General features: G+C 74.3%; 23 protein-coding genes and 5 pseudogenes. 16 read left to right on the forward strand and 12 right to left on the reverse strand.

The genetic code is table 11. From position 1 onward, the window contains the following. Positions 1-35 precede the first annotated feature (35 nt). From rfbB to E1258_RS12000, 5 genes are all read left to right on the forward strand, one after another. The gene (gene rfbB / locus E1258_RS11980; protein ID WP_132399594.1) at positions 36-1034 is read left to right on the forward strand and encodes a dTDP-glucose 4,6-dehydratase; all 999 of its coding nucleotides are present in this window, start codon (positions 36-38) and stop codon (positions 1032-1034) included. Positions 1035-1136: 102 nt separating this feature from the next. Continuing rightward, complete coding sequence (locus E1258_RS11985; RefSeq protein ID WP_132399596.1) at positions 1137-3926, forward strand: DEAD/DEAH box helicase; 2790 nt, start codon at positions 1137-1139, stop codon at positions 3924-3926. A gap of 11 nt (positions 3927-3937) precedes the next feature. Further along, positions 3938-5239 (forward strand): SWIM zinc finger family protein, encoded by a 1302-nt coding sequence (locus E1258_RS11990; protein WP_243715373.1) that lies wholly within the window; start codon positions 3938-3940, stop codon positions 5237-5239. Positions 5240-5321: 82 nt separating this feature from the next. Further along, a complete protein-coding gene (locus E1258_RS11995; RefSeq protein WP_132399600.1) occupies positions 5322-6089 on the forward strand; it encodes a TetR/AcrR family transcriptional regulator in 768 nt (255 codons plus the stop codon). 61 nt (positions 6090-6150) lie between these two features. Then, positions 6151-7005 (forward strand): S1 family peptidase, encoded by an 855-nt coding sequence (locus tag E1258_RS12000; RefSeq protein ID WP_132399602.1) that lies wholly within the window; start codon positions 6151-6153, stop codon positions 7003-7005. Positions 7006-7024: 19 nt separating this feature from the next. Here the strand turns inward: E1258_RS12000 and E1258_RS12005 are convergent, their stop codons facing one another. The 5 genes and pseudogenes from E1258_RS12005 to E1258_RS12025 all read right to left on the reverse strand — a co-directional run. After that, positions 7025-7987 carry a sensor histidine kinase gene (locus E1258_RS12005; protein WP_132399604.1) on the reverse strand — a complete coding sequence of 321 codons (963 nt, stop codon included), beginning with the start codon at positions 7985-7987 and terminating at the stop codon, positions 7025-7027. Beyond that, positions 7984-8322: an MEDS domain-containing protein gene (locus E1258_RS12010; RefSeq protein ID WP_132399606.1), complete on the reverse strand. Its 339-nt coding sequence runs from the start codon at positions 8320-8322 to the stop codon at positions 7984-7986. Before E1258_RS12010 ends, E1258_RS12005 begins: the two co-directional genes overlap by 4 nt. A 161-nt stretch (positions 8323-8483) precedes the next feature. Further along, a pseudogene (locus E1258_RS12015) lies at positions 8484-9415 on the reverse strand (ROK family protein). 6 nt (positions 9416-9421) lie between these two features. After that, the gene (locus E1258_RS12020) at positions 9422-9775 is read right to left on the reverse strand and encodes a DoxX family protein (RefSeq protein WP_132399610.1); all 354 of its coding nucleotides are present in this window, start codon (positions 9773-9775) and stop codon (positions 9422-9424) included. A 93-nt stretch (positions 9776-9868) separates the two neighbouring features. After that, positions 9869-10041: pseudogene (locus tag E1258_RS12025) on the reverse strand (type II 3-dehydroquinate dehydratase); the annotation flags it as partial. Between E1258_RS12025 and E1258_RS33265 the strand changes: the two are divergent. Further along, on the forward strand, positions 10003-10158 hold the full coding sequence (locus tag E1258_RS33265; protein WP_165949733.1) for a hypothetical protein: 156 nt from the start codon (positions 10003-10005) through the stop codon (positions 10156-10158). The pseudogene E1258_RS12025 and the gene E1258_RS33265 overlap by 39 nt on opposite strands. 15 nt (positions 10159-10173) lie before the next feature. Here the strand turns inward: E1258_RS33265 and E1258_RS12030 are convergent, their stop codons facing one another. Continuing rightward, positions 10174-10887, reverse strand: coding sequence for a VOC family protein (locus tag E1258_RS12030; RefSeq protein ID WP_132399612.1), 714 nt, complete (start codon positions 10885-10887; stop codon positions 10174-10176). A 508-nt stretch (positions 10888-11395) separates the two neighbouring features. Here E1258_RS12030 and E1258_RS34640 point away from each other — a divergent pair. Then, a complete protein-coding gene (locus E1258_RS34640) occupies positions 11396-11698 on the forward strand; it encodes a hypothetical protein (protein WP_243715375.1) in 303 nt (100 codons plus the stop codon). Positions 11699-11785: 87 nt separating this feature from the next. Then, positions 11786-12007: pseudogene (locus E1258_RS34645) on the forward strand (AMP-dependent synthetase); the annotation flags it as partial. An 87-nt stretch (positions 12008-12094) separates the two neighbouring features. Here the strand turns inward: E1258_RS34645 and E1258_RS12045 are convergent. Then, positions 12095-12547: a cold-shock protein gene (locus E1258_RS12045; protein ID WP_132399614.1), complete on the reverse strand. Its 453-nt coding sequence runs from the start codon at positions 12545-12547 to the stop codon at positions 12095-12097. A gap of 172 nt (positions 12548-12719) precedes the next feature. Here E1258_RS12045 and E1258_RS12050 point away from each other — a divergent pair, with 172 nt between their 5' ends. Beyond that, entirely contained in the window at positions 12720-13382 is a 663-nt protein-coding gene (locus E1258_RS12050) for a 4'-phosphopantetheinyl transferase (protein ID WP_132399616.1), read from the forward strand. A gap of 47 nt (positions 13383-13429) precedes the next feature. Here the strand turns inward: E1258_RS12050 and E1258_RS12055 are convergent, their stop codons facing one another. Both E1258_RS12055 and E1258_RS35805 read right to left on the reverse strand, forming a co-directional pair. Then, a complete protein-coding gene (locus E1258_RS12055; RefSeq protein ID WP_132399618.1) occupies positions 13430-14836 on the reverse strand; it encodes an acyl-CoA synthetase in 1407 nt (468 codons plus the stop codon). 201 nt (positions 14837-15037) lie between these two features. Then, positions 15038-15298: a hypothetical protein gene (locus tag E1258_RS35805; protein ID WP_371688604.1), complete on the reverse strand. Its 261-nt coding sequence runs from the start codon at positions 15296-15298 to the stop codon at positions 15038-15040. Positions 15299-15340: 42 nt separating this feature from the next. On the opposite strand from E1258_RS35805, the pseudogene E1258_RS35810 reads away from it, so the two are divergent. From E1258_RS35810 to E1258_RS12070, 3 genes and pseudogenes are all read left to right on the forward strand, one after another. Beyond that, positions 15341-15418, forward strand: a pseudogene (locus E1258_RS35810) (phosphoglycolate phosphatase); the annotation flags it as partial. 145 nt (positions 15419-15563) lie between these two features. Further along, positions 15564-15995: pseudogene (locus tag E1258_RS12065) on the forward strand (ATP-binding cassette domain-containing protein); the annotation flags it as partial. A gap of 240 nt (positions 15996-16235) precedes the next feature. Then, on the forward strand, positions 16236-16547 hold the full coding sequence (locus tag E1258_RS12070) for a DUF5988 family protein (RefSeq protein ID WP_243715377.1): 312 nt from the start codon (positions 16236-16238) through the stop codon (positions 16545-16547). Positions 16548-16741: 194 nt separating this feature from the next. Here E1258_RS12070 and E1258_RS12075 read toward each other — a convergent pair whose 3' ends face one another. Next, entirely contained in the window at positions 16742-19006 is a 2265-nt protein-coding gene (locus tag E1258_RS12075) for an ATP-dependent RecD-like DNA helicase (protein ID WP_132399620.1), read from the reverse strand. 261 nt (positions 19007-19267) lie between these two features. Between E1258_RS12075 and E1258_RS12080 the strand changes: the two genes are divergently transcribed. From E1258_RS12080 to E1258_RS12090, 3 genes are all read left to right on the forward strand, one after another. Beyond that, entirely contained in the window at positions 19268-19801 is a 534-nt protein-coding gene (locus E1258_RS12080; protein ID WP_132399622.1) for a DinB family protein, read from the forward strand. Between the two features lie 141 nt (positions 19802-19942). Then, complete coding sequence (locus E1258_RS12085; protein WP_132399624.1) at positions 19943-20368, forward strand: SCP2 sterol-binding domain-containing protein; 426 nt, start codon at positions 19943-19945, stop codon at positions 20366-20368. Beyond that, positions 20365-22431, forward strand: a complete 2067-nt coding sequence (locus tag E1258_RS12090) for a glycogen debranching N-terminal domain-containing protein (protein WP_132399626.1) — start codon at positions 20365-20367, stop codon at positions 22429-22431. Before E1258_RS12085 ends, E1258_RS12090 begins: the two co-directional genes overlap by 4 nt. Before the next feature lie 77 nt (positions 22432-22508). Here E1258_RS12090 and E1258_RS12095 read toward each other — a convergent pair whose 3' ends face one another. After that, on the reverse strand, positions 22509-23015 hold the full coding sequence (locus E1258_RS12095) for a DinB family protein (RefSeq protein ID WP_132399628.1): 507 nt from the start codon (positions 23013-23015) through the stop codon (positions 22509-22511). 127 nt (positions 23016-23142) lie between these two features. On the opposite strand from E1258_RS12095, the gene E1258_RS12100 reads away from it, so the two are divergent. Beyond that, complete coding sequence (locus tag E1258_RS12100; protein ID WP_132399630.1) at positions 23143-24048, forward strand: DUF72 domain-containing protein; 906 nt, start codon at positions 23143-23145, stop codon at positions 24046-24048. A 173-nt stretch (positions 24049-24221) separates the two neighbouring features. On the opposite strand, the gene E1258_RS12105 is transcribed toward E1258_RS12100, so the two are convergent. Further along, complete coding sequence (locus tag E1258_RS12105) at positions 24222-24851, reverse strand: hypothetical protein (protein ID WP_132399632.1); 630 nt, start codon at positions 24849-24851, stop codon at positions 24222-24224. Positions 24852-24933 lie beyond the last annotated feature (82 nt).

Genomic DNA, 24933 nt, shown 5'->3' on the forward strand with positions numbered 1-24933 from the left:
GCCCGGGTGCGACCCGGGTCGGTTAGCGTCGCGGCATGGAGCACTTGCTTGTCACCGGGGGTGCGGGGTTCATCGGCGCGAACTTCGTCCGCCGGGCGCTGGCCGCCCGGCCGGGCCTGCGGCTGACCGTCCTCGACGCGCTCACCTACGCCGGGAACCGGGCCAGCCTCGCCGAGGTGGCAGACCGGATCACCTTCGTCCGTGGCGACGTCCGCGACGTCGACCTGGTCGACGCCCTCGTCCAGGACTGCGACACGGTGGTCCACTTCGCCGCCGAGTCCCACGTGGACAACTCGTTGCAGGACCCGACCCCGTTCCTGCGTACCAACGTCGAGGGCACGTTCGTGCTGCTGGAGGCGGTCCGCCGGCACGACCGGCGGCTGCACCACGTCTCCACCGACGAGGTGTTCGGCAGCCTGCCGCTGCACGGGGGCGGGGCGTTCACCGAGGAGACCCGGTACGATCCGTCCAGCCCGTACTCGGCGACGAAGGCGGCCTCGGACCTGCTGGTCCGGGCGTGGGCCCGGTCGTACGGGCTGCGGGCGACGCTGTCGAACTGCGCGAACAACTACGGGCCGTACCAGAACGTGGAGAAGTTCCTCCCCCGGCAGATCACCAACGTCCTGCGCGGGCAGCGGCCCAAGCTCTACGGCACCGGCGCGAACGTGCGGGAGTGGACCCACGTCGACGACCACAACGACGCCGTCCTGCTGATCCTCGACGCGGGGGCCCCCGGGGAAACGTACCTGATCGGCTCCGGGGCGCAGTGGAGCAACCGGGCCCTGCTGGAGCTGACCCTGACCCTGCTGGGCCGGCCCGCCGACGACTTCGACCGGGTGCCGGACCGGCCCGCCCACGACCTGCGCTACGCCTGCGACAGCTCCAGGATCCGCCGGGAACTCGGCTGGCGGCCCCGGCACCCCGACCTGGCCGAGGGGCTGGTCGTCACCATCGACTGGTACCGGCACAACGAGTGGTGGTGGGGGCCGCAGAAGGCCGCCACGGAGGCCCGATACGCGGCCATCGGCCGGTAGCGGCCCGACCGTCGCGCGTCGGGCGTGTAACCTACGGTACGGCGTACGCTAGGTTGTCACCCCACGGGCGGCCGTCGCCCGTCCGATCACTGAGGAGGCCCAGTGCGACTCGGGCGGTTCGCGGTCGTCTTCGAGCCGGGCGACCCGCCCCGGACCGGCACGGTCAGCTTCTTCGACCCCGCCGGGCACGCGTTGCCCGAGGAGCTCGACGCGCTGGGGGAGGGTGCGGAGCTGGACCTCGCCCTGCCCCTCGACGGCCCCGTGGCGGCGTGGACGGTCCCGGTCTGCGTCGTCCCGGTCGGCGACGCGGTCCGGCAGCTCGTCGCGTTGCGCCACGCCGACGACCTCACCCCCGCCGCCGCGTTCTGGGCGGCGGTGGCGGTCACCGGCCTGCACCTCGCCGCCCGGGGGCGGATCCTGCCCGGCGTCTCCCCGCAGGGCTGGGACGCCTGGCGGGTGGGCCCGTTCGACGTCGCCGACGTGGCACGCCTCCGCGCACTCGCGGCGGCGATGCCGCCCGAGGCCCGGGCGGTCCCGGTCGACCCCGGCGCCGAACAACTCGTCCTGCCCGAGCCGGAGGCGCTGGTCCGCGCCTTCCTCGACGCGGTGGCCGACACCCTGCCGCGCACCCCGGCCGCGACGTGGCTGACCGGCGACGCCCGGTTCACCAGCCTGGAGCCCGAGCCGGCGGACGACCTGCGCGACTGGGCGCGGGACGTCTCCGCCGGCGTCGACACCGGCCTGCGGGTGGCGCTGCGGTTGCAGGGCCGGGGTGACCTCGCCGCCGCGCCGCTGGCCGCCGTGGTGCGGCTGCGCAGCCTCGCCGACCCGACGGTGGTCAGCGACGCGGCGGCCCTGTGGGAGGGCGACGAGCACGGCTTGGGCGACGGAGCCACCCTGGAGGCGATGCGCGCCGTGCGCCGCGCCGCCGCCGTGTGGCCGCCGCTGGAACGGCTCCTCGACTCCGCCGCGCCCGTCGAGCTGGAGCTGCTCGACGAGGACCTGGTCGAGCTGCTCGACGGTGCCGAGGCGCGGCTTGTCGCCGCCGGCATCGACATCGAGTGGCCGCCGCAGCTCTGCCGCGAGCTGGCCGCCCGGGTGCTGGTCAGCTCCCCGCCGGAGCGGCCCGCCGAGGTGGCGGAATTCCTCCGCTCCGCCGCGCCGATGCCGCTGTGCTGGCAGCTCACCCTGGCCGGCAACGCGCTGACCGACGCCGAGATGGACCTGGTGGCGAAGTCCCGGCCGATCGTCCGGCTGCGGGACCGGTGGGTGGCCGTCGGGCCGGAGTTGGCCCGCAAGGCCCGCGAGCGGCAGCTCGCGCCACGCAAGGCGTACGACGCCCTGGCCGCGACGCTGATCGCCAGCACCGAGGTCGAGGGCGAGCGGGTCGAGGTGGTCACCGACGGCTGGCTGGGCGCGCTGCGCGAGCGGATCGCCGAGCCCGACGGTGGCCCCGAGCCGCTGGCGTCGCCGGAGGGGCTCGACGGCACCCTGCGCGAGTACCAGCTACGCGGCCTGCGCTGGCTGGAGCGGATGACCTCACTCGGCTTCGGTGGCTGCCTCGCCGACGACATGGGCCTGGGCAAGACCGTCACCGTCATCTCGCTGCACCTGCGCCGCCAGGCGGATCCGGCGACCGCCGGGACCACCCTGGTGATCTGCCCCGCGTCGGTGCTCGGCAACTGGGAGCGGGAGATCCGGCGGTTCGCCCCCGGCACCGCGGTCCGCCGGTTCCACGGCACCGACCGGTCCCTCGACGGCCTGACCGACGGGTTCGTGCTGACCAGCTACGGCACGATGCGCGTCGACGCCGGCAGCCTCGCCGGCCACGAGTGGGGCATGGTGATCGCAGACGAGGCGCAGTACGTCAAGAATCGGCTCAGCGGCACCGCGAAGGCGCTGCGGGCGATCCCCGCCCGGGCCCGGGTCACGCTCACCGGCACGCCGGTGGAGAACAACCTCTCCGAGCTGTGGGCCATTCTCGACTGGACCACCCCCGGCCTGCTGGACCGGGTCGCCGCGTTCCGGGCGACCTGGGCCCGGCCGATCGAGGTGGACCGCGACGGCGCCGCCGTCGAGCGGCTGTCCCGGCTGGTCCGCCCGTTCCTTCTGCGGCGGCGCAAGTCCGACCCCGGGATCGCCCCCGAGCTGCCCCCGAAGACCGTCACCGACCACCTCGTCCCGCTCACCGGCGAGCAGGCAGCCCTCTACCAGCGGGTGGTCGACGACGTGCTGGCCGAGATCCGGGCCAGCACCACCAGCATCGCCCGCCGGGGCCTGGTGCTCAAGCTGCTGGTCGGCCTCAAGCAGGTCTGCAACCACCCGGCGCACTACCTGAAGGAGCCACACGGCCGGCTCACCGGCCGGTCGGAGAAGTTGCACCTCCTCGACGATCTGCTGGAAACCATCCTCGCCGAGGAGGGCGGCGCGCTGGTCTTCACCCAGTACGTCCAGATGGCCCGGCTGCTCAAGCGGCACCTGGCCGAGCGGGGCGTGCCGGCGCAACTCCTGCACGGCGGCACGCCCGTGCCGCAGCGAGAGGAGATGGTGCGCCGGTTCCAGGCCGGCGAGGTGCCGGTGTTCCTGCTCTCGCTCAAGGCGGCCGGCACCGGCCTCAACCTGACCCGGGCCGACCACGTCATCCACTACGACCGGTGGTGGAACCCGGCCGTGGAGGAGCAGGCCACCGACCGCGCGTACCGGATCGGGCAGACCAAGCCGGTGCAGGTGCACCGGCTGATCGCCCAGGGCACCCTGGAGGACCGGATCGCCGCCCTGCTGGTGTCCAAGCGGGAGCTGGCCGACGCGGTGCTCACCGGCGGCGAGAGCGCCCTGACCGAGCTTTCCGACGCCGAGCTGCTCCGGCTCGTGCGGCTGGGCGACGAGGGATGAGGAGCCGCGACGTGGACTTCGACTTCGACGAGCCCGACGACGAGCGGGAGCCCGACGACGAGGCGTCCTGGGACGGGGACGAGCGGCGGGCGCGCAGCTTCCCGAGGTTCGGCCCGGGTAGGCGGATCGGCAAGAAGTTCGCCGACACCTGGTGGGGCAACGCCTGGATCGAGGCGATGGAGCGCACCGCGCTGGACCCGGAGCAGCTCAGGAAGGGCCGCCGGTATGCCTTCGCCGGCCAGGTCGGGCCGGTCACCGTCAGCCCGGGCCGGATCTCCGCCGCGGTGCACGACGGCGACCAGTACACCCCGCACGACACGCTCGTGCGCATCGGCACCCTCTCCGAGGCCGAGTGGGACCGGCTGCTCGACAAGGTCGCCGCGAAAGCCGGGCACATCGCCGCCCTGCTCGACCGGGACATGCCGCACGATCTGGTGAACACCGCCGACGACGCCGGGGTGCGCCTGCTGCCCGGCTACGGCGACCTCGAACCGGAGTGCGACTGCCCGTCCTGGGATCACCCGTGCCGGCACGCCGCCGCGTTGGCGTACCAGGCGGCGTGGCTGCTCGACCGGGACCCGTTCGTGTTGCTGCTGATGCGCGGGCGGGGTGAGGTGGAGCTGATCGAGGACCTGCGGCGGCGCAACGCCCGCCGGTCCATCGCCGTCGACGCCGCCGACGGCCCGGCGGGGACCCCGGCCGAGGAGGCGTACGCCGCGCCGCCCGTCGCGCTGCCCGCGCCTCCCGGGCCGGTGACCGGCGAGCCGCTGGCCCTCGCCCCGCTGCTCGCCGAGCACGAGGCGGCCGGCATCGACGCCGAGGCGTTGGGGGTGCTCGTCGCCGACGCGGCGTCCCGGGCCCGGCAGCTGCTCGCCTCGACCGGGGCAAAGCTGCTGGCCCCCGAGCCCGACGCCTGGTCCGACGCGGTGCGGCTGGCCGCCCGGATGCCCCGCTCCCCGGCCGCGGAGCGGCTCGGCGAGGCCAGCGGCCGGGCCGTGGAGCTGCCCCGGGCCGTCCGCGCCTGGGAGTACGCCGGCGCGGCCGGCGTGGACGTCGTCGACGCGGTGTTCAGCCCGCCGAGGGAACTGGTCGCCCGGGCCACCGACGCGCTGCGCGCGGCGGCCCAGGGCGAGGGGGCCGCGCCCGAGGTCAGGAACTGGCGCAACCGGTGGACCGTCGGCCGCTACGCGCAGGTGCGCTACGGCCGGGACGGCCGCTGGTACCCGTTCCGCGGGCGTTCGGGGGACTGGTGGCCGGCGGGGCCGCCAAGCGGAGACCCGGCGGACGCGCTGCTCGACCTGCCGAGGGACTGAACGGCTCGACCTGCCGAGGACTGGACGCCCGCGCCGCTCGGTCCCGTACGCGGTACGGCAGGGAAGGTACGATGGCGGCACTATGTCGAACGCGCGCAAGGGCAGGGTCGATCCCGCCCGCAGCCTGGCCATCCTCTGGCGTACCCGGGAGCCGGCGAGCCGCAGCGCGGGGCCGGGGCTCAGCGTCGACCGGATCGTCCGAGCGGCGATCGAGATCGCCGACGCCGAAGGGATCGACGCGCTCACCATGCGCCGGGTCGGCGAGGCGCTGGGGGTCGGGACCATGTCGGTCTACACGTACGTGCCCGGCAAAACCGAACTGCTCGACGTCATGGTCGACACGCTCTACGGCGAGATGAGCCGCCCGGTCGACGTGCCCGGCGGCTGGCGGGCCCGGCTGGAGAGCATCGCCCGGGAGAACCTGCGGCTCTACCGCGCCCACCCGTGGCTGCTGCGGGCCGAGACGAGCCGGCCGGTCCTCGGCCCCCACCTGCTCGCCAAGTACGACTACGAGCTCGGCGCCGTGGCCGGCATCGGCCTCGACGACGTCGAGATGGACGCCGTGCTCACCCTGGTCCTCGGCCACGTCCGGAGCGCGGCGCGCGCCGAGCTGGACGTGGTGAACCTGGAGCGCGAGACCGGCATGACGGACGGCCAGTGGTGGCAGTCGCACGCCCCCTGGCTGGAGCACTTCATGAAGTCGGGCAGCTACCCGACGGCCGCCCGGGTCGGTACCGCGGCCGGCGAGGCGCACGGCGCGGCTTACGGGCCGGAGCACGCGTTCGAGTGGGGCCTGCAACGGGTGCTCGACGGCATCTCGGTGGTAATCGCCGAGCGCCGCGGTGCTTGAACCGGGCGGGCCCGGGCGAGAAGCTGTAAGCATCTACGCATGCCGATACATGGAGGTCCGGATGCGCCGCTTCCCCCTGCTCGCCCTCCTGCTCGCCATCCCCCTGCTCGTGCCGCCGGCGGTCGCCCATGCCGCCCCCGCCGCGCTGCCCGGCACGTCCGTCGAGGTCCTCGCCGCCGCCGCGCCGGCCGGAACCGCGTGGACCGTGGACCCGGCCACCGGCCGGACCACCGTCGCCGCCGACGACACGGTCAGCGACAGGGAACTGGCCGCGTTGCGCGCCCGCCTGGCCGCCACCGGCGCCGTGGTCCGCCGGGAGCCGGGTCGGCTGAGCACCCTCATCGCCGGCGGGCAGGCCATCTATGCCGCCGGCGGCGGGCGCTGCTCGCTCGGCGCCAACGTCCGCAGCGGCAGCACCTACTACTTCGTCACCGCCGGCCACTGCACGACGATCGCCGCCACCTGGTACGCCAACAGCGCTGGCACCAGCGTGCTCGGCTCCCGCGCCGGCACCAGCTTCCCCGGCAACGACTACGGCATCGTCCGGTACACCTCCACGACGATCGCCCACCCGAGCGCGGTCTACACCTACCCCGGCACGGTGACCGTCACCGGCACCGCCCCGCCCGTCGTCGGCATGGCGGTCTGCCGCAGCGGCTCCACCACCGGCGTACGGTGCGGCTCGATCACCGGGCTCAACGCCACGGTCAACTACGCCGAGGGCTCGGTCTCCGGGCTGATCCGCACCAACATCTGCGCCGAGCCCGGGGACAGCGGCGGCCCGCTCTACGTCGCCGCCACCGGCAAGATCGTCGGCATCCTCTCCGGCGGCAGCGGCAACTGCACCACCGGCGGCACCACCTACTACCAGCCGATCAACGAGATCCTCGCCGCGTACGGGGTGACGATCCCGTGAGCCGGCGGGCCGGGCGGCCTCACGCGGCGAAGTGCGGGTTCCCCGCCGTCAGCCGCAGCGTGTAGCCGTCCGGCCCCCGGTGCGCCGTCACGTGGTTGCAGGACTGGTAGGTGATCCACAGGCCGAGGCCGCCGTCCGTGCCGTCGCCGACCGGGAGCAGGCCGCTGAACGGGTCCTTCGGCCCGTCCCCGCCGTCGCTGACCGTCGCCACCATCCGGTCCGTCCCCACCCACAGCCGCAGGCAGACCGGCGGCCGGCCGTGGCGCATCGCATTGGTCACCGTCTCGCTGACCGCCACCACCAGGTCCTCGACGTCGTCGGCAGGCAGCCGGCCCCCGTCGGCGGCGTACACGGCGGCGCGGGCCTGCGCCGCCGTCGGCATGAACAGCTCGACCACCGGTGGCGTCGACTGGAGCGGGTCGGGCGGCACCGGCCGATTCTCCCGCAGGTATGTGAACGGGTCCGTGTAGCCGGGGCTCGGCATGTGCCCCCCGTCCGGGGTGGCGTGCCGGGGATGGGTCCGCGCCACGTCCCGCAGCACCGGCGCGGGCGTGCTGCGGGTGTCGTACGCGCACAAGCTCCACAGCGGGAAATCGTCGTACGCGTGGTTTGTCGCCGACTCGTACCGGGCCCACCAGTCCCAAGTCACCCCCAGGGCGCTCGACGGCAGTTCCCCGACGATCCGGATCTGCCGTGCCCCGTCGGCCACGTACCCGGCGAGCATCTCCCGGTAGGACCGGATGGCGGCGGTCGGCCGGGCGTAGAGGTCGCCGCCGGCCAGGAAGATGACCCCGCAGCCGGCGGGCAGCGCCCCCCGCAGCAGAGCCGAGTTGCGCGCGCCCAGCGACACCACGGTCGGCTCCCCGGCCTTGACCCCGGCGAGCAGGAACGGCACCGTGACGGCCAGCAGATCGTCGTCGGAATCGTAGTAGACCGCGTCGTGTAAGTAACCCCGGTGCCCGGCTGCGGCGTCCGTCCTCATCGGGCGTACTCGTTCAATAGCAGCAGAGAACGGTGATCGACGAAGCGCAGCCGGCTCGCCTCGAACACCGGCCGCCCGCAGACCGGCCGGGGGGCCGCCCGCGCCAGCGCGGTGGCCAGCAGGTCGTGGACCGAGCGGTCCAGCTCGCCTGCCAGCCCCGCCCGGGCCTCGGCCTGGGCCCGCTCCGTCACGTACCAGAGCTCCTCGCCGACGGCGAGGCCGGCGGTGAGGAACGCACGGGCCGTGGCCTCGAAGGCGGCCGGATCGTCGTAGCGCCAGCAGCTGTGGTCGGCAGGCAGCGCGGGGCGTGCGCCGCCGCTCACCTGCCGCCCCATGCCCGCAGTCTATGCCCACCCCTGGGTCGTTCCCGTGCCGGCCATCCCGGCCATCCGCGCTGGTGGAAGCGGGGTGCCCGGGGCGTGGAGGGGAGCCTGGTCGATCGGCCGGTCGAGCGCTCCGCCGGCCGCGCAGCGAGCCGGCCGACGGCGGGGCCCAATCAGATTCGTTGGGGCGTGGTCAGGTCCCGGGCCAGCGCCACCGCGCCGTGCAGCGAGGAGAGCCCACCCAGGGCGGCGGCCCGCACGGCGGGTGCCGGACGGCCCGGCCGGGCGAGCCGGGCGACCTCGCGCCCGACCAGGTCGACGAAGCCGGGGAGCCCGGCGGTGAACCCGCCGCCCAGCACCGCCACTGTCGGGTCGAGCAGCTCGCCCAGACTGACCACGGCCGCCGCGACGGCCGTACCCGAGGGGCGAACCGCGTCGTGGGCCCACGGCCGGTCCCGCTCAAGCCCGTCGCGCAGCTCGGCGAAGCCCACCTCGGTGCCCCTGGCCGCGCCGGCCCGGCGCAACGTGGCCGGGCCGGAGGCGATGGCCTGGAGGCACCCGTGCCGACCGCAGTCGCACCGGGGCCCGTCGACGTCGACGACCAAATGACCGACCTCGGGAGATTCCCGGCCCGGTGCCGGCAGCGGTCGGCCGCCGAGCACCACGCCCCCGCCCACGCCGGTGCCGACCCCCAGGTAGACGACGTCCTCCGCGCCGAGGTGCCGGGCCTCGGCGAGCGCCGCGAGATCACCGTCGTCGGCCCAGGCGGTGCGGCTGCCGGGGAAGAGCCCGCGCAGCGTATCGGCCCGCAGTCCCGCCCAGCTCGGCCGGCCCGGCCACACCCGGCAGGCCGGGTCGGTGGTGCCCGGCATCGCCACCCCGACCGCTGCGAACCGCGGCCCGGACTCCGCCCGCAGCGCGTCGGCCGCACCGGCCAGCGCCGCGACGTCGACCTTCGACGCCCCCCCGGCCAGGTCAGAGCCAGCTCGTACGTCCGCGCGTGCACGATCCCGGCCGATCCCGCATCGGCCACCGCGATTTTCTCGGCGCGCAGCGCCACCTTGGTGCCGCCGATGTCGACGCCGACGCCGTCGTGTCCGGGCACCGGAGCTCAGCCCTGGAGCACGTGCAGCATCGCGAGCGCGGCGGCGGCCACCCCGAACGCGACGGGCATCGCCGTCACCGCGAACGAATCCCGGGCGCGTACGTGGTACACCGCCGCGCCGACCATCAGCGGGACGAGGCCGACTGCCGCCGCGACCCCGGCCGGCGACCAGAGCAGCCCGACGAACAGACCGACGACCGCCGCCAGTTCCAGCGCCCCGACGATCCGGGTGAGGCCGGCGGAGACACCAAGGTGGTCCAACCGCTCGCGAATCCTGCGTTCGCCGACGAGCTTCTGCACGCCCACGACCATGAAGACGGCGGCCAGGATGACGCTGAGGGCGATGATGGGAATCCGCACGGAACATCCTTAGTGGTGGGAACGACGAGTCGGGGCGACCCTATCGGTCGCCAGAGCCGGTTGGGCCGTCTCGGGCGGACCGTTCGAGTGGGCTCAGCCGACCGTGGCGACCAGCGCGCGGGCGGCCAGCCGGTAGCCCAGCGAGCCCAGCCCGACGATGACGCCGCTGGCCAGCGGGGCGAGCACCGAGTCGTGCCGGAAGCTCTCCCGGCCCACACGTTGGACAGGTGGACCTCCATCCACGGCCGGGGGTAGTTGGCCAGCGCGAGCAGCAGATGCACGACATCGCCGCCGTTGCGGGCGGCTGGTTCACCCGCCGCGACGTGGTCGCCCACGCGTCGGGTGACCTGTTGGCGTACTGCACGGCGGCCCTGGTCCCCTGACCCGCGCGGCCGCTGCTACGTCAGCGCCACCGCCAGGTCGGCTGCGGTCTCCAGCGCGGCAGCCGCCCGTCGGGCTTCCTCCGTGGTGAGCGCGACGCGGTCCACGCGGGCCAGCATCTCGGCTGCCGTGGCCGGGTCGTGCAGCACCATCGCGACCTCGGCGCGGTAGACGAGCACCTCCACCAGCGCGGCCGGGTCGTCGTCCGACTCGGAGCGGGCCAGCACACTGTCGAGGATCCGGGCGGCCTGCCGGGCGTCACCTCTGGAGTCGGCCTGCACGACGGCGTTCGCCAGCGCCTTGGCCAGGCGACCGGTGGGCGCCGGTGGGGGATCGACGGCCGCGTCCTGGGTGATGCGGATCCAGTTGCCGCCCGGGTCGACGACGCTGAACCCGCTTAGCCCGCCGGCGTTCCGGCGCGCCCGGGGCCTGGTCATCCGCGGCGTCCCGGAGACCAGCACCTTGCCGTACGCGGCCCGCATGCCCACCGCGAAGGCTCGGTAGAGCGTTCCCGTGTCCGAGGTCAACACCAGGCACGAGCCGTAGGACTGCTCCGGGTCGAATCCCGCGATCTCGAAGAAGTGCAGATTCAGGTCCTCGCGTCGCAACGCCACATACGGGTTGGGCTTGCGCTGCCGGTACGTGGTGTGGAAACCGAGCACCTCGTAGAAGGCGGCGATCTCGTCGATGGAGGCGCAGGGCAAAAGAGGAATGGTCACCTCGTTGGTCATTCGTACTTGATAGCCGTCGTCGATAGACGCGCGCACATGGAAAGGGTCGATCGTCGTACGCCGCCGACCGAACGTCCGATGTCCGGGTGCGGCGCGCGGGTGGGGCGGTTACGCCGGGTCCGGCGGCGACGGGAGCCGATACACGGACACGTGCGAGCGCGACTCGGCGGTGAACTCGCTGCCGGCCCAGTCGGCGTGCCGCGACGACATAGGAGTGTCGGTCTGTGAGATGGCACGGCCCGCCGCTTGCGACCGGCCCGTGGCCCGCCCGGGGTCATGCCTGGCCCGCCCGCCCGCCGGTGGAGGCGGAACCCGGTGTCGCGGCACCGTGAGGTGCCACGGCTAGGGGCTGTGCGTGGCGATAGCGCAGCCTGATTTCGGGGCACCCCGCAGTACGCGGAGTCGGCCGGATATGGGGCTACCCGCACCCATGACGCGGAGGGTTCTGTGGCCGCGATGTCCCTGCCACTGCCGAGACTCGTCAGCACCCCCGACAGAGGTTAGGGCGATGACACTGCTGCCGGCGCTACGGTCCTCCGGCGCGGACCGGCCCGACGCGGTCCGGGTGGCCGGGCGGACGCGCCCTGCGCCGCCGGGATCGCCGGGCCCCCTGCCGGGCGTGGAAACCCGGATCCTCGACCGGGAGGACCAGCCGGTGGCGGCCGACGGCGAGTCGGTCGGCGAGCTGAGCATCCGGGGCCGCCTCTGCTCAGCGGGTACGTCGACGGGTGGGAGCGGCGCGCCAACGCCTCCGGGTGGCACACCACCGGCGACCTGGCCGCCGTGGCGACGGACGGCTCGCACCGGATAGTCGGGCGGCGGACCGACGTGGTGCGCAGCCGCACCTGCCGGGTGCACGCCGGGCAGGTCGAAAAGGTGCTGCTCAGCTACCCCGGAGTGCGCGGACGCCGCCGTGGTCGGCATCCCGCACGCCGTGCAGGGCGAGCAGGTCACCGTGTACGTCGTCGCCGCCGAAGGGCTCACCGCCCAGGTGCTCATCGACCACGTGGGCCGCCAGCTGTCCGCCGGCCAGCGGCCCCGCCGGGTCTTCTTCGTCGCCGAGCTGCCCCGCAGCGCGCTGGGCCGATTCAGGAAATCGCTGATCATCGCGGCCGGATGAGCGGAACCCGTGCCGTCGCTCGCTGCCGCTGGCGGCGTTCGCCGCAGGACACCGGATGCGCGCCGCCCGCCCGGGGAGGCGGAAGCCTCAGCCCTCCACCCAGCCGTGCCGCCGGGCCAGCGCCAGCATCCGGGCGCGCACCGCGACGATCTGCGCCCCGGTCAGATCCGGTACGGAGATCAGCAACGCCTCGGTGGTCTCGGTGACGAAGGACCGCTCGGACAGCACGTCGCAGAGCCCCTCCTCGTCCTCGACGCCACCCAGGCCCGGCTCCTGGCCCCGCCCGGTCGACGGTACGACCGTCCGGACCGGCGCGGCCCGCTCGCCCGCCACGGCGGGCCCGAGCACGCGCACCGTCAGCGCCTTCGGGCCACGCTCGTTCTCCACCGCCTCGTACTCCACCGGGACACCGGGCCCCAGCGCCCATTTGTCGCCGTCGACCGTGTTGGCGTGCACGAACACGTCGTCTCCACCACCGTCCGGAGTGATGAAGCCGTAGCCCCGCACCTCGTCGAACCGCACTACCCTGCCAGTGAGCATCGCTACCCGCATTCCTCAGACCAAAAGACCACGACCACTACACACCCCCGGCCGACCAGGCCGGGGCACCCCCCAGAGTGACATCCGCCCCCGAAGTCCTCCACCCGTATCGGCGTGTCGCGCCGGATGGCGGGGCGGCGCGGGCCGCCGCGGCGGCCTAGCATCGGCGGCTGTGATCGAGCAGATCCTGCCCCCGGCCGTGGTGGTGGCCGAGTCCTTCACCGATCCCGCCGGCCTGCGCCTCTTCCCCGAGGAGGAGCGGCTCGTCGCCAACGCGGTCGACAAGCGCCGCCGGGAGTTCACCACCGTGCGGCACTGCGCCCGCCGGGCGCTGGGCGAGCTGGGCATCGCGCCGGTGCCGATCGTCTCGGGTGTGCGCGGCGCCCCGGTCTGGCCCGCCGAGGTCGTCGGCAGCATGACGCACTGCGAGGGCTACCGTGCGGCGGTCCTCGGCCGCACCACCGCGTTCGCCACCCTCGGCGTGGACGCCGAGCCGCACGCGCCGCTGCCCGAGGGGGTGCTCGACGCGATCGCTCTGCCGGCCGAGCGGGCGCGCACGGCCGCGCTGGCCGCCGACCACCCCACGGTTTGCTGGGACCGCCTGCTGTTCAGCGCCAAGGAGTCGGTCTACAAGGCGTGGTTCCCGCTGACCGGCCGGTGGCTGGACTTCGCCGAGGCGGACATCGTGGTCGACACGGCCGGGGCGTTCGTCGCCCACCTGCTGGTGCCCGGCCCGGTCCTCGGCGGTTCCCCGGTGACCGCCTTCTCCGGCCGGTTCCTGGTCGACCGGGGCCTGGTGCTCACCGCCATCAGCATCCCGGCGGTCGCCGGCTGAAGGCGGCGGGCCGGCGCTCCGCGCGGTCGCCCCGGGCCGCCGTGTCCTCAGTCCGCCGCGAGCCTTGACTTCTGCACCTTGCCGAGGGCGTTGCGGGGGAGCGCGTCGACCAGCCGGACCTCGCGGGGCCGCTTGTGCGCCGACAGGTGGCGGGCCACGAAATCGATCAGCTCCGGCCCGTTCACCCCGTCGCCCACCACGTACGCGGTGACCTGTTGGCCGAGGTCCGGGTGCGGGGTGCCGACCACGGCGGCCTCCCGGACGCCCGGATGGGCCAGCAGGGCATCCTCCACCTCGCCGGCCCCGATCCGGTACCCGCCGCTCTTGATCAGGTCCGTGGCGGCGCGGCCGACGATCCGGTGCCATCCGTCGGGGGCGACCGTGGCGACGTCGCCGGTGCGGAACCAGCCGTCCGGGGTGCGGGTGGCCGCGTCGGCGTCCGGCCGGTTGAGGTACCCGTCGCACAGGGTCGGGCCGGCGACCTGGAGTTCGCCCATCGCGACCCCGTCGGCCGGCAGCGCCGCGCCGTGCTCGTCGACCAGCCGGGTCCGCACCCCGGGCAGCGGCACGCCGACCGTCCCCGGCCGGCGCGGCCCGTCCGCCCGCGCGCTCACCGTGATCAGGGTCTCCGTCATCCCGTACCGCTCGACGATTTCGTGGCCGGTGAGCGCGGCGAGATCCGCGAAGACCGCCGCCGGCAGGGCGGCGCTGCCCGAGACGAGCAGCCGCGCCGGGCGCAGCGCCCGCGCCGAGTCCGGGTCCGCGGCGATCCGGGACCACACCGTGGGTACGCCGAAGTAGACCGTGCCGCCCGTCGCCGCGTACCGCTCGGGGCGCGGCCGGCCCACGTGGTGCAGCCGGCTGCCCAGCCGCAGCGGCCCGAGCACCCCCAGCACCAGGCCGTGCACGTGGAACAGCGGTAGCCCGTGCACCAGCAGGTCCGCAGGCGTCCAGGCCCAGGCGTCGGCGAGCCCGTCCAGGCAGGCGGCGACCGCCCCTCGGGGGATCACCGCGCCCTTCGGGGCCCCGGTCGTGCCGCTGGTGTAGAGGATCAACGCGGTGGCGGCCGGGTCCGGCTCGGGGTGGACGGTGTCCGACCGCCGCGCCAGGTCGACCGGGACCACCGGCGGGCCCCCGTCGGCCGGCCCGTCGCCCCCCGCCGGGGCCAGCAGCGCCACCGCGCCGGAGTCGCGCAGGATGTGGTCGCGCTCCATCGGCCCGGCGTCGGGCGGCACCGGTACGACCGCCGCGCCGGCCAGGAGCGCGCCGACCACCCCGACCACCGTCTCCAGGGTGGGGGTCGCCTCGACGCCCACCCGGTCGACGCCGACCAGGTCGTCGGCCACCGCCGTGGCGAGTCGGCGCAGCTCCACCCAGGACACGGCCCGGTCGTCGACCCGGATCGCGTCCGGACGGTCGTCGGCGGACTCGGACAGCCAGCTCAGCAGCGGCATGTGGACGCACCTCTCCAGCGGCTCGGACCCCGTGGCGGCGCCGTGCCACCCCGGCCGCGGCGGATCCGCCGACCGGGCCGGACCGCCCCGCACGCCGGTAGGGTTCGGTGGGACGCCGGCCGGTCGCGTCGTCGCCGTGGGCCCGGCACGCGGGTCCCGGACGACCCGACGCTAGTCGGGGCGCCCCGGGGCCGGCCACCCCTACGGCCGGCGTCGGAGCGTGTCGTGCGCGAACGGGGGAGGTGGCCGGTGCGGTGGTCCGGGTCGTCCGGGGAAGTCCGGGCGGTCGTCCTGGACCTCGACGGCGTGCTGGTCGACAGCCTGGCCGTGGCCCGCGAGGCGTTCGCCCTCGCGTACGCCGAGGTGGTCGGCGAACCTGCTGGGCCGGCTGGACATGCTGCGGCTGGTCGACCACGTGGTGGGCTCCGACGAGGTGGCCCGGCCGAAGCCGGCCCCGGACATCGTGCGCCGGAGTTGCTCGGCGTCGCGCCGGCCGACGCCCTGATGGTCGGCGACGCGCCCAGCGACCTGGCCAGCGCCCGCGCGGCCGGGGTCGTCGCGGTCGCGGCGCTGCGGGGGTCGGAACCGCCGGCCCTGCTCGCCGCCGGCCCGGACGTCGTCCTGGCCGGGCTTGGGGAACTGCCGCCGCTCTGCCGCCCGGCCCGGCGCGCGCCGGCCGCCGATCCGCCGGCCGCCGGCACCCCCGCCCCCGGCGGACGGGACCGGGGCCGACATCGCCGAGCTGCTGAACGACCTCGGTCTGTCAGCCCAGCGCGACACCGCCCTCACAAGCTCTCCGGCGGGCAGAAGCAGCGGCTCTCGGTGGCCCTCGCGCTGGTCGGCTGCCCCGAGATCGCCATCCTCGACGAGTTGACCACCGGGCTGGACCCGCAGGGCCGGCGGGACACCTGGGAGCTGGTCGAACGCATCCGCGACCGGGGGTGACGGTGGTGCTGGTCACCCACTTCATGGGGGAGGCCGAGCGGCTCTGTGACCGGCTGGCCATCATCGACACCGGCCGGGTCGTGGCCATCGACACCCCGTCAGGCCTGCTCTCCCGGGTCGGCACCGAGCACCGGGTGCACTTCCGGCCGCTGGACCCGGTGGAGGACTCGCTCTCGCCGCGTTGCCCGAGGTGACCGGGGTGCGCTGGGAGTGAGAGGAGGGCCCTGCTCCGGGGGCGTCCGCCGCGCCTACCGCCCCGTTAGGGGGTTGCTAAGGGTGTTTGTCGACTGTGACCTGGATTACTTTCGAGGTGGACGGGGTCGTCACCGACCGCCGGGAGGCGTTCTCTCGCCGCCCGTTCCGTGGCCGCGGAACCAGGTGTCGCCCCGTCGGTGATTCGCTCCGTGGTGACCGGTGTGTCCCTGGCGGAGCGACGAGCGACGGAGGTCGTGCGATGAACGTTTCCGATCCCGCCCCAACTGTCCGGACGACGGATCCCCTCGTCAACGATGACGACCGGATCGTCCGGTCCGTGCCGGCCAGGACCATCAACGGCGAGGCCGCCGGCATCATCGACGTGGTGCTGGAGGGCGGCCCCGCCAACCTGCCGGCCGAGCTGCGCAGTCACCGGGTCTCCCCGGTGGAGCACAAGATCAAGGTACGCCACTACGGGGGCTACGAGCACTTCGAGCGGGACTTTGCCGGGATCGCCGGCGACGTGCCCGTGGTCTTCCGCTGGACCGGCCGTACCAGGATCGCCGAGTAAGCCGAGGTGGCGATACGGCCGCGCCGGCCGACCCGCAGCTGCTGCTCGGCGGGCGGTGGCGGCCGGAGCCGAGCTGGAACCGCCCGTCGGTGGGTCCCGGGACGTGGTGTTCCGGGGCCTGGCGGGGCGTTGGGCAGCGCTGGGCAGTCGTCGGCGCGGCCCGCGCCGAGTAGCGCCGCCTGCGGGGTGGCGGGTCAGGGCCGGTCGGGGGAGAGCCGGTGGGTCAGCGCCGTGTGCCGGCGACCGGTGCCCGCCGTACGCACCGCGATGGCCAACGCCTTGCGGGAGCCGGCCAGCACGACCAGCTTCCGGGCCCGGGTGACGGCGGTGTAGAGCAGGTTGCGCTGCAACATCGTGTACGCCCCCATGGTCACCGGCACCACCACCGCCGGGTACTCGCTGCCCTGCGACCGGTGCACGGTGATCGCGTACGCGTGCTGCAACTCGTCGAGCTCGTGGAACTCGTACCCGATGTCCTCGTCCTCGTCGGTGCGGACGGTCAGCGTCTGGTCGTCGAGGTCCAGGGCGGTGACCACGCCGACGGTGCCGTTGAAGACCCCGGCGGCGCCCTTGTCGTAGTTGTTGCGGACCTGGATGACCTTGTCGCCGACCCGGAAGACCCGGCCGCCGTGCCGTCGCTCCGGCGCGTCCTCGCGGTGCGGGGCGATCGCCTGCTGCAACAGCGTGTTCAGGTTCCCGGCGCCGGCCGGCCCGCGCAGCATCGGGGTGAGCACCTGCACGTCGCGTGGACGCAGCCCGAACCGGCGCGGGATCCGCCGGGCCACGATGTCGACCACCTGCTCGGCGGTCACCTCTGGCTCGTCGCTGGGGAAGAGGAAGAAGTCGGGGTGCTCGCCGAAGACCGGGGCCTGGCCGGCGTTGATCCGGTGCGCGTTGACCACCACGCCCGACTCCTGCGCCTGCCGGAAGATCCGGGTCAGCCGGACCCGGGGCACGCTCTCGGCGGCGAGCACGTCGCGCAGCACCTCGCCGGCACCGACCGAGGGCAGCTGGTCCACGTCGCCGACCAGCAGCAGGTGCGCGCCGGGCGGGACCGCCTTGACCAGCTTGTTGGCGAGGATCAGGTCGAGCATGGACGCCTCGTCGACCACCATCAGGTCGGCGTCGACCGGGTTGTCCCGGTCGAACGTGGCGTCCCCGCCGGGGCGTAGCTGGAGCAGCCGGTGCACGGTCGTGGCCGGATGGCCGGTCAGCTCGGTGAGCCGCTTCGCCGCCCGCCCGGTCGGCGCGGCCAGCACGATCTTCGCCTTCTTCGCCGCCGCCAGTTCGATGATCGACCGGACGGTGAACGACTTGCCGCAGCCGGGGCCGCCGGTCAGCACGGCCACCTTGGAGGTCAGCGCCAGCCGTACCGCCTGTTCCTGCTCGGGGGCCAGGTCCGCCCCCGTCCGCGCCTTCAGCCAGGCCAGCGCCCGCCCCCAGTCCACGTCCGCGAAGGCGGGCATCCGGTCCACCCGGTCACCCAGCAGCCGCACCAGGCTCGCCGCGAGGGCCGACTCGGCCCGGTGGAACGGCACCAGGTAGACGGCCGGAATGACCGCACCCTCGCTGCTCGGGTTCGGCACCGCCTCGCGGACCACGCCGTCGGAGGTGGCCACGAGGTCGGCGAGGCCGGCGGCGACCAACTCCGCCGGGACCTCCAGGATCGTCGCGGCGTCGGCGACCAGGTTCGGCTCGGGCAGGTAGCAGTGCCCGCTGTCGGCGGCCTCGGAGAGGGTGTACCGGATGCCGGCGCGTACCCGCTGGGGGCTGTCGTGCGGGATGCCCACGGCCTTGGCGATGCTGTCGGCGGTGCGAAACCCGATGCCCCACACGTCGGCGGCGAGCCGGTACGGGTCGTCGCGCACGACGGCGATGGACTCGTCGCCGTACTGCTTGAAGATGCGCACGGCGTGCGAGGTGGAGACCCCGACGCCCTGGAGGAAGACCATTACCTCCTTGATGGCCTTCTGCTCCTGCCAGGCCGCGCCGATCGCGGCGGTGCGCTTGCGGCCGAGGCCGTGCACCTCGACCAGCCGGGCGGATTCCTCCTCGATGATCCGCAGCGTGTCCACCCCGAAGGCGGCCACGATCCGGGCGGCCATCTTCGGGCCGATGCCCTTGATCAGTCCCGACCCCAGGTAGCGTTCGATGCCCTGCACCGTCGCCGGCAGGACGGTGGTGCACTGGTGCACCTCGAACTGCCGCCCGTACCTCGGGTGCGAGCCCCACCGGCCGACCAGCCGCAGCCGTTCCCCGGGCTGCGCGCCGGGCAGCGGACCGACCACGGTGAGCAGGTCGTCGCCGGAGCGGTCGGTGGCGACGCGGGCGATGGTGTACCCGGTCTCCTCGTTGACGTACGTGACGCGTTCCAGCACCGCTTCGAGCACGGTGCCGCGCGCGGGGGCACCCGGGCCCGCCGAGGGGGCGGAGACCGGTGCGGGCGGGGTGGTGGACATCGTGACGATGATGGCAGAACGCCCGCCGCGACCCGACCCGCCGGGCCGGGTTGCGGTCCGGCCCGACGGCCCGGGTGAGGCGGCGCGCGCCGAGGTGCTGACGTCGTCGGCCGCGATCAGCCGGCACCGGACCGACTGGCCCGGATTCGCGCAAGCCGGCGGCGGGGTTTGGCCGGCCGCTCGTGCGGTACTGGCGAGGGGGACGACTCCGTCGGGTGCCGGCCGCCGGGGAGACCGGAGACCCGGCAGAAGGAGAAACGCGTGGAGATCAACGACGTACTGACCGAGACCTACGGCCGGCTGCCCGCGTTGGTCCGCGCCGCGGTCGACGGTCTGTCCCCGGAGCAGCTTCGCCGCGCGCCCGCGCCCGGCGCGAACCCGGTGGGCTGGCTGGTGTGGCACCTGACCCGGGTGCAGGACCACCACGTCGCAGACCTGCTCGACGCCGAGCAGCTCTGGGCCACCGGCGACTGGGCGGGCCGGTTCGGGCTCGCCGCCGACCCCGACGACACCGGCTACGCGCACAACCCGGATCGGGTCGCCAGCGTCGCGCCGGAGAACGCCCGGGTGCTCGTCGACTACCACGACGCGGTGGCGGAGCGGACCCGGGGATTCCTGGCCGGGCTACGGCCGGCGGACCTGGACCGGGTGGTCGACGAGGCGTGGGACCCGCCGGTGACCCTCGGGGTGCGGCTGGTCAGCGTCGCCGAGGACGACCTCCAGCACGTCGGACAGGCCGGGTACGTCCGCGGCCTTCTCCTGCAAGAAGGGGCCCGCCTGACGCATTCCGCATAGGAGGGGCCCCTCCTGACGCCGTCCGAGGCGGAGCGTGCACCCAGCCGGCCAGGGCGGATTCACCCGGACCGGGTGAGCCGGGATCACCCACACCGCGGGGATGGTCGGCAGACGACGTGTGTCGTCCGGGAGGGAGGGCTGATGACCGCATCGGCTGCGGACTACCTGTCCCGCTGCGTCGCGGGCCGCCACGACAATCTCCCCGAGACCATCAACGGCACGGTGCGCCTGGACCTCCGCGACGAGGGCAGCACCGACCACTGGTTCCTCACGATCGGTGACCAGCGGGTCGGGGTGAGTCGGTCGGCGGAGGCGGCGGACCTCGTCGTCGCGGGGGACCGCAAGGTGTTCGACCGGATCGTCGCCGAGGGCACCCACATCGGCGCGGCGCTGGTCCGCAACGACATCACCGCCCAAGGAGACCTGCGGCTGCTGATGCTGCTGCGGCGGCTGTTCCCCGGCCCGCCCGACGCCCGCCACCCCCGGCAGGTCGCCGCCGAGCGGGCCCCGACGTCCCGCGACGCGTCGGGGCGTGACCGGTCCCCGGAGCGGGGTGAGCGGCAGTGAAGCAGGAACTCGTGTCCGTTCTGACCGGCACCGCCTTCGCGATCAGCGACGCGCAGGGCGACATGATGCCCGACCCGCGCGCGCCAGTCGGGCTCTTCACGTTCGACACCCGGTTCCTGTCCCACTGGGTGCTCACCGTCGACGGGCAGCGGCTGCAGGCGCTGTCCCGCGACGAGATGACGTACTTCGAGACCAAGTTCGTGCTCGTTCCCGGCGCCGCGAGCCACTACGTCGACGCCGACGTCTCGGTGATCCGGCACCGGTCCATCGACGACAGCTTCAACGAGCGGATCGTCGTGCTCAACCACTCCGCCGAGCCGGCGGAGTTCACGGTTCGGATGGAGATCGCCTCCGACTTCGCCGACACCGTCGAGATCAAGGAACCGGGGGCGCGGCGGGTCGTCGTCACGCCGATGCCGGCCGAGGGTGAGCTGCGGCTGCGCTACCAGCGGGAGCGGTTCACCCGCGAGACCGTCGTGTCGTCCACCGCCCCGGTTGACGTGGACCCCAGCGGGATGACCTTCCGGATCCGGGTCCCCCCGAACGGCTCGTGGACGACCGACCTGCACATTGTCATGATCATCCAGGGGGCCGGGGCCCGGGACCTGCGAGCCAGCCTGGAGGCCCACCGCGAGCGGATCCGCCGGGACATGCGGGAGGACCTACGCCGTTGGCGGGCGCGGGCCCCCGAACTGGTCGCCGAGCGCGACGGGCTCCGCGAGGCGTACGAGGGGAGCCTGGCGGACCTCGCCGCGCTGCGGTTCGCACCGCTGTCGATCCGGGGCCGGTTGCCGGTGGGCGGCCTGCCGTGGGCGATGGCGCTGTACGGCCGGGACGCCCTGATCACCTGCCTGGAGACGCTCCCGTTCACCCCGGAGCTGGCCTCGGCCACCCTGCGGCTGCTCGCCCTCGGCCAGGGTGGCCAGCTCGACGACCACCACGAAGAGGAACCTGGCAAGATCGTCGCCGAGTACCGCTACGGCGAGAGTGCGGTCTTCGGCGAGGCGCCCACCTACCTGCACTACGGCGCGGCGGACAACACTCCGCTGTTCGTGATCCTGCTCGACGAGTACGAGCGCTGGTCCGGCGACGCGGAGTTGGTCCGCGAACTGCGCCACACCGCCCGGATGGCGCTGGACTGGATCGACGAGTACGGCGACATGACAGGCGACGGCTACGTGCGCTACCAGCGGCGCAACACCCGCTTCGGGCTGGTCAACCAGTGCTGGAAGAACTCGCCCGGCGCGATCGTCGATGCCGAGGGCCGGGAGCCGGCGCTCCCCCGCGCCACCTGCGAGCTACAGGGGTACGCGTACGACGCGAAGCGGCGCGGCGCACGCCTGGCCCGCGAGTTCTGGGGCGATCCGGCGTACGCCGATCGGCTGGAACGGGAGGCGGCGGAGCTGAAGACGCGGTTCAACCGGGACTTCTGGCTGCCGCACGGGGAGTACTACGCGCTGGCCCTGGGGCCCGACGGCGAGCCGTTCGACGCGCTCACCTCCAACATGGGTCACCTGCTGTGGAGCGGCATCGTCGCCGAGGACCGGGCCGAGGCGGTGGCCCGGCACCTCGTCGGGCCACAGTTGTTCTCCGGGTGGGGGGTGCGCACCCTGGCCGACGGGCAGCTGGTGTACAACCCGGTCGGCCTGCACCTCGGCGCCGTGTGGCCGTCGGACAACGCGATCGTCGCGGCCGGCCTGCGCCGGTACGGCTACGACGAGGCGGCGGCCCGAATCGCGGCCGGGATCTTCGACATGGTGGGGACGCTGGGCGGCCCGGTGCCGGAGGTGATCGCCGGCTACCACCGTGATTTCACCCGGTACCCGGTCCAGCTGCCGCACGCCGGCCGACCCCAGTCGTGGTCCTCGGGCGCGCTGCTGATGCTGCTCGGCACCATCCTCGGGCTGTCGCCCTGCGGGGAGAACCTACTGGTCAACCCGGCGATTCCGGAGGGTTTCGGGCGAATCGAGCTGCTCGACATCCCCGGCCGGTGGGGGCACGCTGACGCGTACGGCCGGGACCGGGCGCTGACGGGCCGGGGCCGCCGCCCCGGGCTGCGCTGACGAAGAGCAGGGCGGGCGGCGGGTCGGGACCCGGCGTCGACGAACGGGTACGGGCGCCCACCGCCCGCCGGGCGCGCTCAGCCCATGGTCTTCGCGCCGTCGATGGCCTCGCGGAGGATGTCGGCGTGCCCGGCGTGCTGGGACGTCTCGGCGATCACGTGCAGCAGCACCCGGCGCACCGACCAGCTCGCCCCGGGCTCGAACCAGGGGGCGAGGGGCAACGGGTGGGCGGCGTCCAGGTCGAGCGTGGCGATCAGCTCCTCGGTCGTGGCGGCCACCCGGGCGTAGCGGTCCAGCAATGCGGCCAGGGTGTCGTCGTCGCCCATCCGGAATCCGGCGGACCAGTCCGCCGGCTCGGCCCGCATCGCCTCGGCGCCGTCGACGGCGAACCGCAGCCACGTCGCCTCCGTGAATGCGACGTGTTTGATCAGGCCACCGAGGCAGAGCTCGCTGACGGTGCTGCGCAGCGCGGCCTGCGCGTCGGTGAGGCCGTCCACGGTCTTGCGCAGAAACCCGCGCTGCTGGCGCAGGGCCTGCAACAGGTCGGCCCGTTCGCCGGCGAGGAGCTGCACGGAGTTGGTCATGCGACCGTCCTTCCTAATCAGGTCCGACCAACCTATGCGGACCCACCGACACTCCCGCCCACCCCGACGGTGCGCCGGCCGGTTGCCTCCGGTTGCCGATCTGCCCACGGCGCGGTCCACTGTCAACATGGGCGAGATCAGGGTGGGCACGTCCTCGTGGGCCGACCAGACGCTGCTCCGCTCCGGGTGGTACCCGCGCGCCGTCAACACCCCCGCCGGCCGCCTCGGCTTCTACGCCGAACGGTTCGGGCTGGTCGAGGTGGACACGTCGTACTACGCGGTGCCCGTGCCGGAGACCACCGCCGGCTGGGTGGCCGCCACCCCGCCGGGGTTCACCTTCGACGTCAAGGCGTTCAGCCTCTTCACCGGCCACCCCACGCCGGTCTCGGCGCTGCCCCGGGACCTACGCCCGGCCGGCGGCCCGTCCCGGGTCCGCCGCCGGGACCTGCCCGCCGAGGCGTACGACGAGTTGTGGAACCGGTTCCGGGCGGCGCTGGAGCCGATCGCGGCGGCCGGCCGGCTCGGGGTGGTGCTCTTGCAGTTCCCGCCGTGGCTCGCGCGCGGCGGCGCCGCCGAGCGGCGCATCGTCGAAACGGCCGAGCGGCTACGCCCCTGGCGGGTGAGCGTGGAGCTGCGGCACGGTTCCTGGTTCACCGACGAGGCCGCGCTGCGCACGCTGAGCCTGCTGCGCGAGCACGACATCTCCTTCGTCTGCGTGGACATGCCGCAGGGGTTCGCCTCGTCGGTGCCACCGATCCTGGTCGCCACCGCCGACCCGGCCGTGGTCCGGTTCCACGGCCACAGCGCCGCCTGGGGAAGCGGCGACAAGCAGGAAAAATTCCGGTACGCCTACGGCGAGCGGGAGTTGCGGGCCTGGTCGCAGCTGCTCGTCGAGTTGGCCGACGGCGTCGACGAGCTGCACGTGCTGTTCAACAACTGCTGCGGCGGCCAGGCCCAGCGCGATGCCGCCCGGTTGGTCGAGTTCCTCGGCCGGGCGGCCGTCGCGCCCGCCGGGGTCAGCCGCAGCGGCTGACCCCCTCGGTGCGCAGGCCGGTCGCCGACTCCCGGGCGTTGTCCGGCAGGTCACCGCCGGTGCCGCCGTCCGGGAAGGCGCGCACCGACGGCGCGGGCCGGGCGGCGCGCCCGCCCGGGCCCGCGCGCCGCTCATGCCCCGACCGTGGCCGGCGGGACACGAGCGGCGGGCGGTCAGCGGCCGGACATGGCGAGCTGGCGCTTGGCCGCGCCCATCGCCGCCACCTTGCCGATCGCCTTCGGCGCGCTGGCCAGCCCGCCGACCCGGCCGAGCATCCCCCGGAACACCTGGCCGGGCCTCTGCTGCTCGCTCATGTACGCGGTGACCACCACCAGTGCGCCGGTGAGCGCCGGGACGGCCCACTGGAGCAGCTTCATCTGGCGCTGGCAGGAGGCGACGTCAACCGGCGTCTGCGGGTTCGGTTCGGTCGTCCCCTCGACCGACGGGCCGCCCGCCCGCTCCAGCCGCATCCCGAGCAGCCGGCTGTAGCCGGTGACCGCCAGCGCGCCGACCGTGAGGGCCGTTTTCACCGCGCTCATCCGGCCCACCCCGGACTGGGCGAGCATCCGGGGGCTCTCGGTCGCCAGCTCGCCGACCGCGCCGGCCAGGTGCGCCCCGATCGCCGCCGCGTTGACCGGCGTCCACCGGGCCCACCCCGCCGAGGCCGCCGGGAGCCGCTGGGTCGAGTCGTTGATCTGTGTCGCCGCGCTGTTGACGCCGAGCGCCCCCATCAGCGAGCCGCCGAACCAGGCGGCTAGGCCGAGGTCGTGCATCGAGCGCAGGGCGGTGTGTCGTTCGGACATCTGATCCCCTTCCACCGTACGGGCGCTGCGGCATACCCGCCGATCGCGCGACTACGCACCGGGACCGGACGATCTCGTGGCG

The sequence above is a fragment of the Micromonospora sp. KC207 genome (genome assembly GCF_004348615.1).
Lineage (GTDB): Bacteria > Actinomycetota > Actinomycetes > Mycobacteriales > Micromonosporaceae > Micromonospora.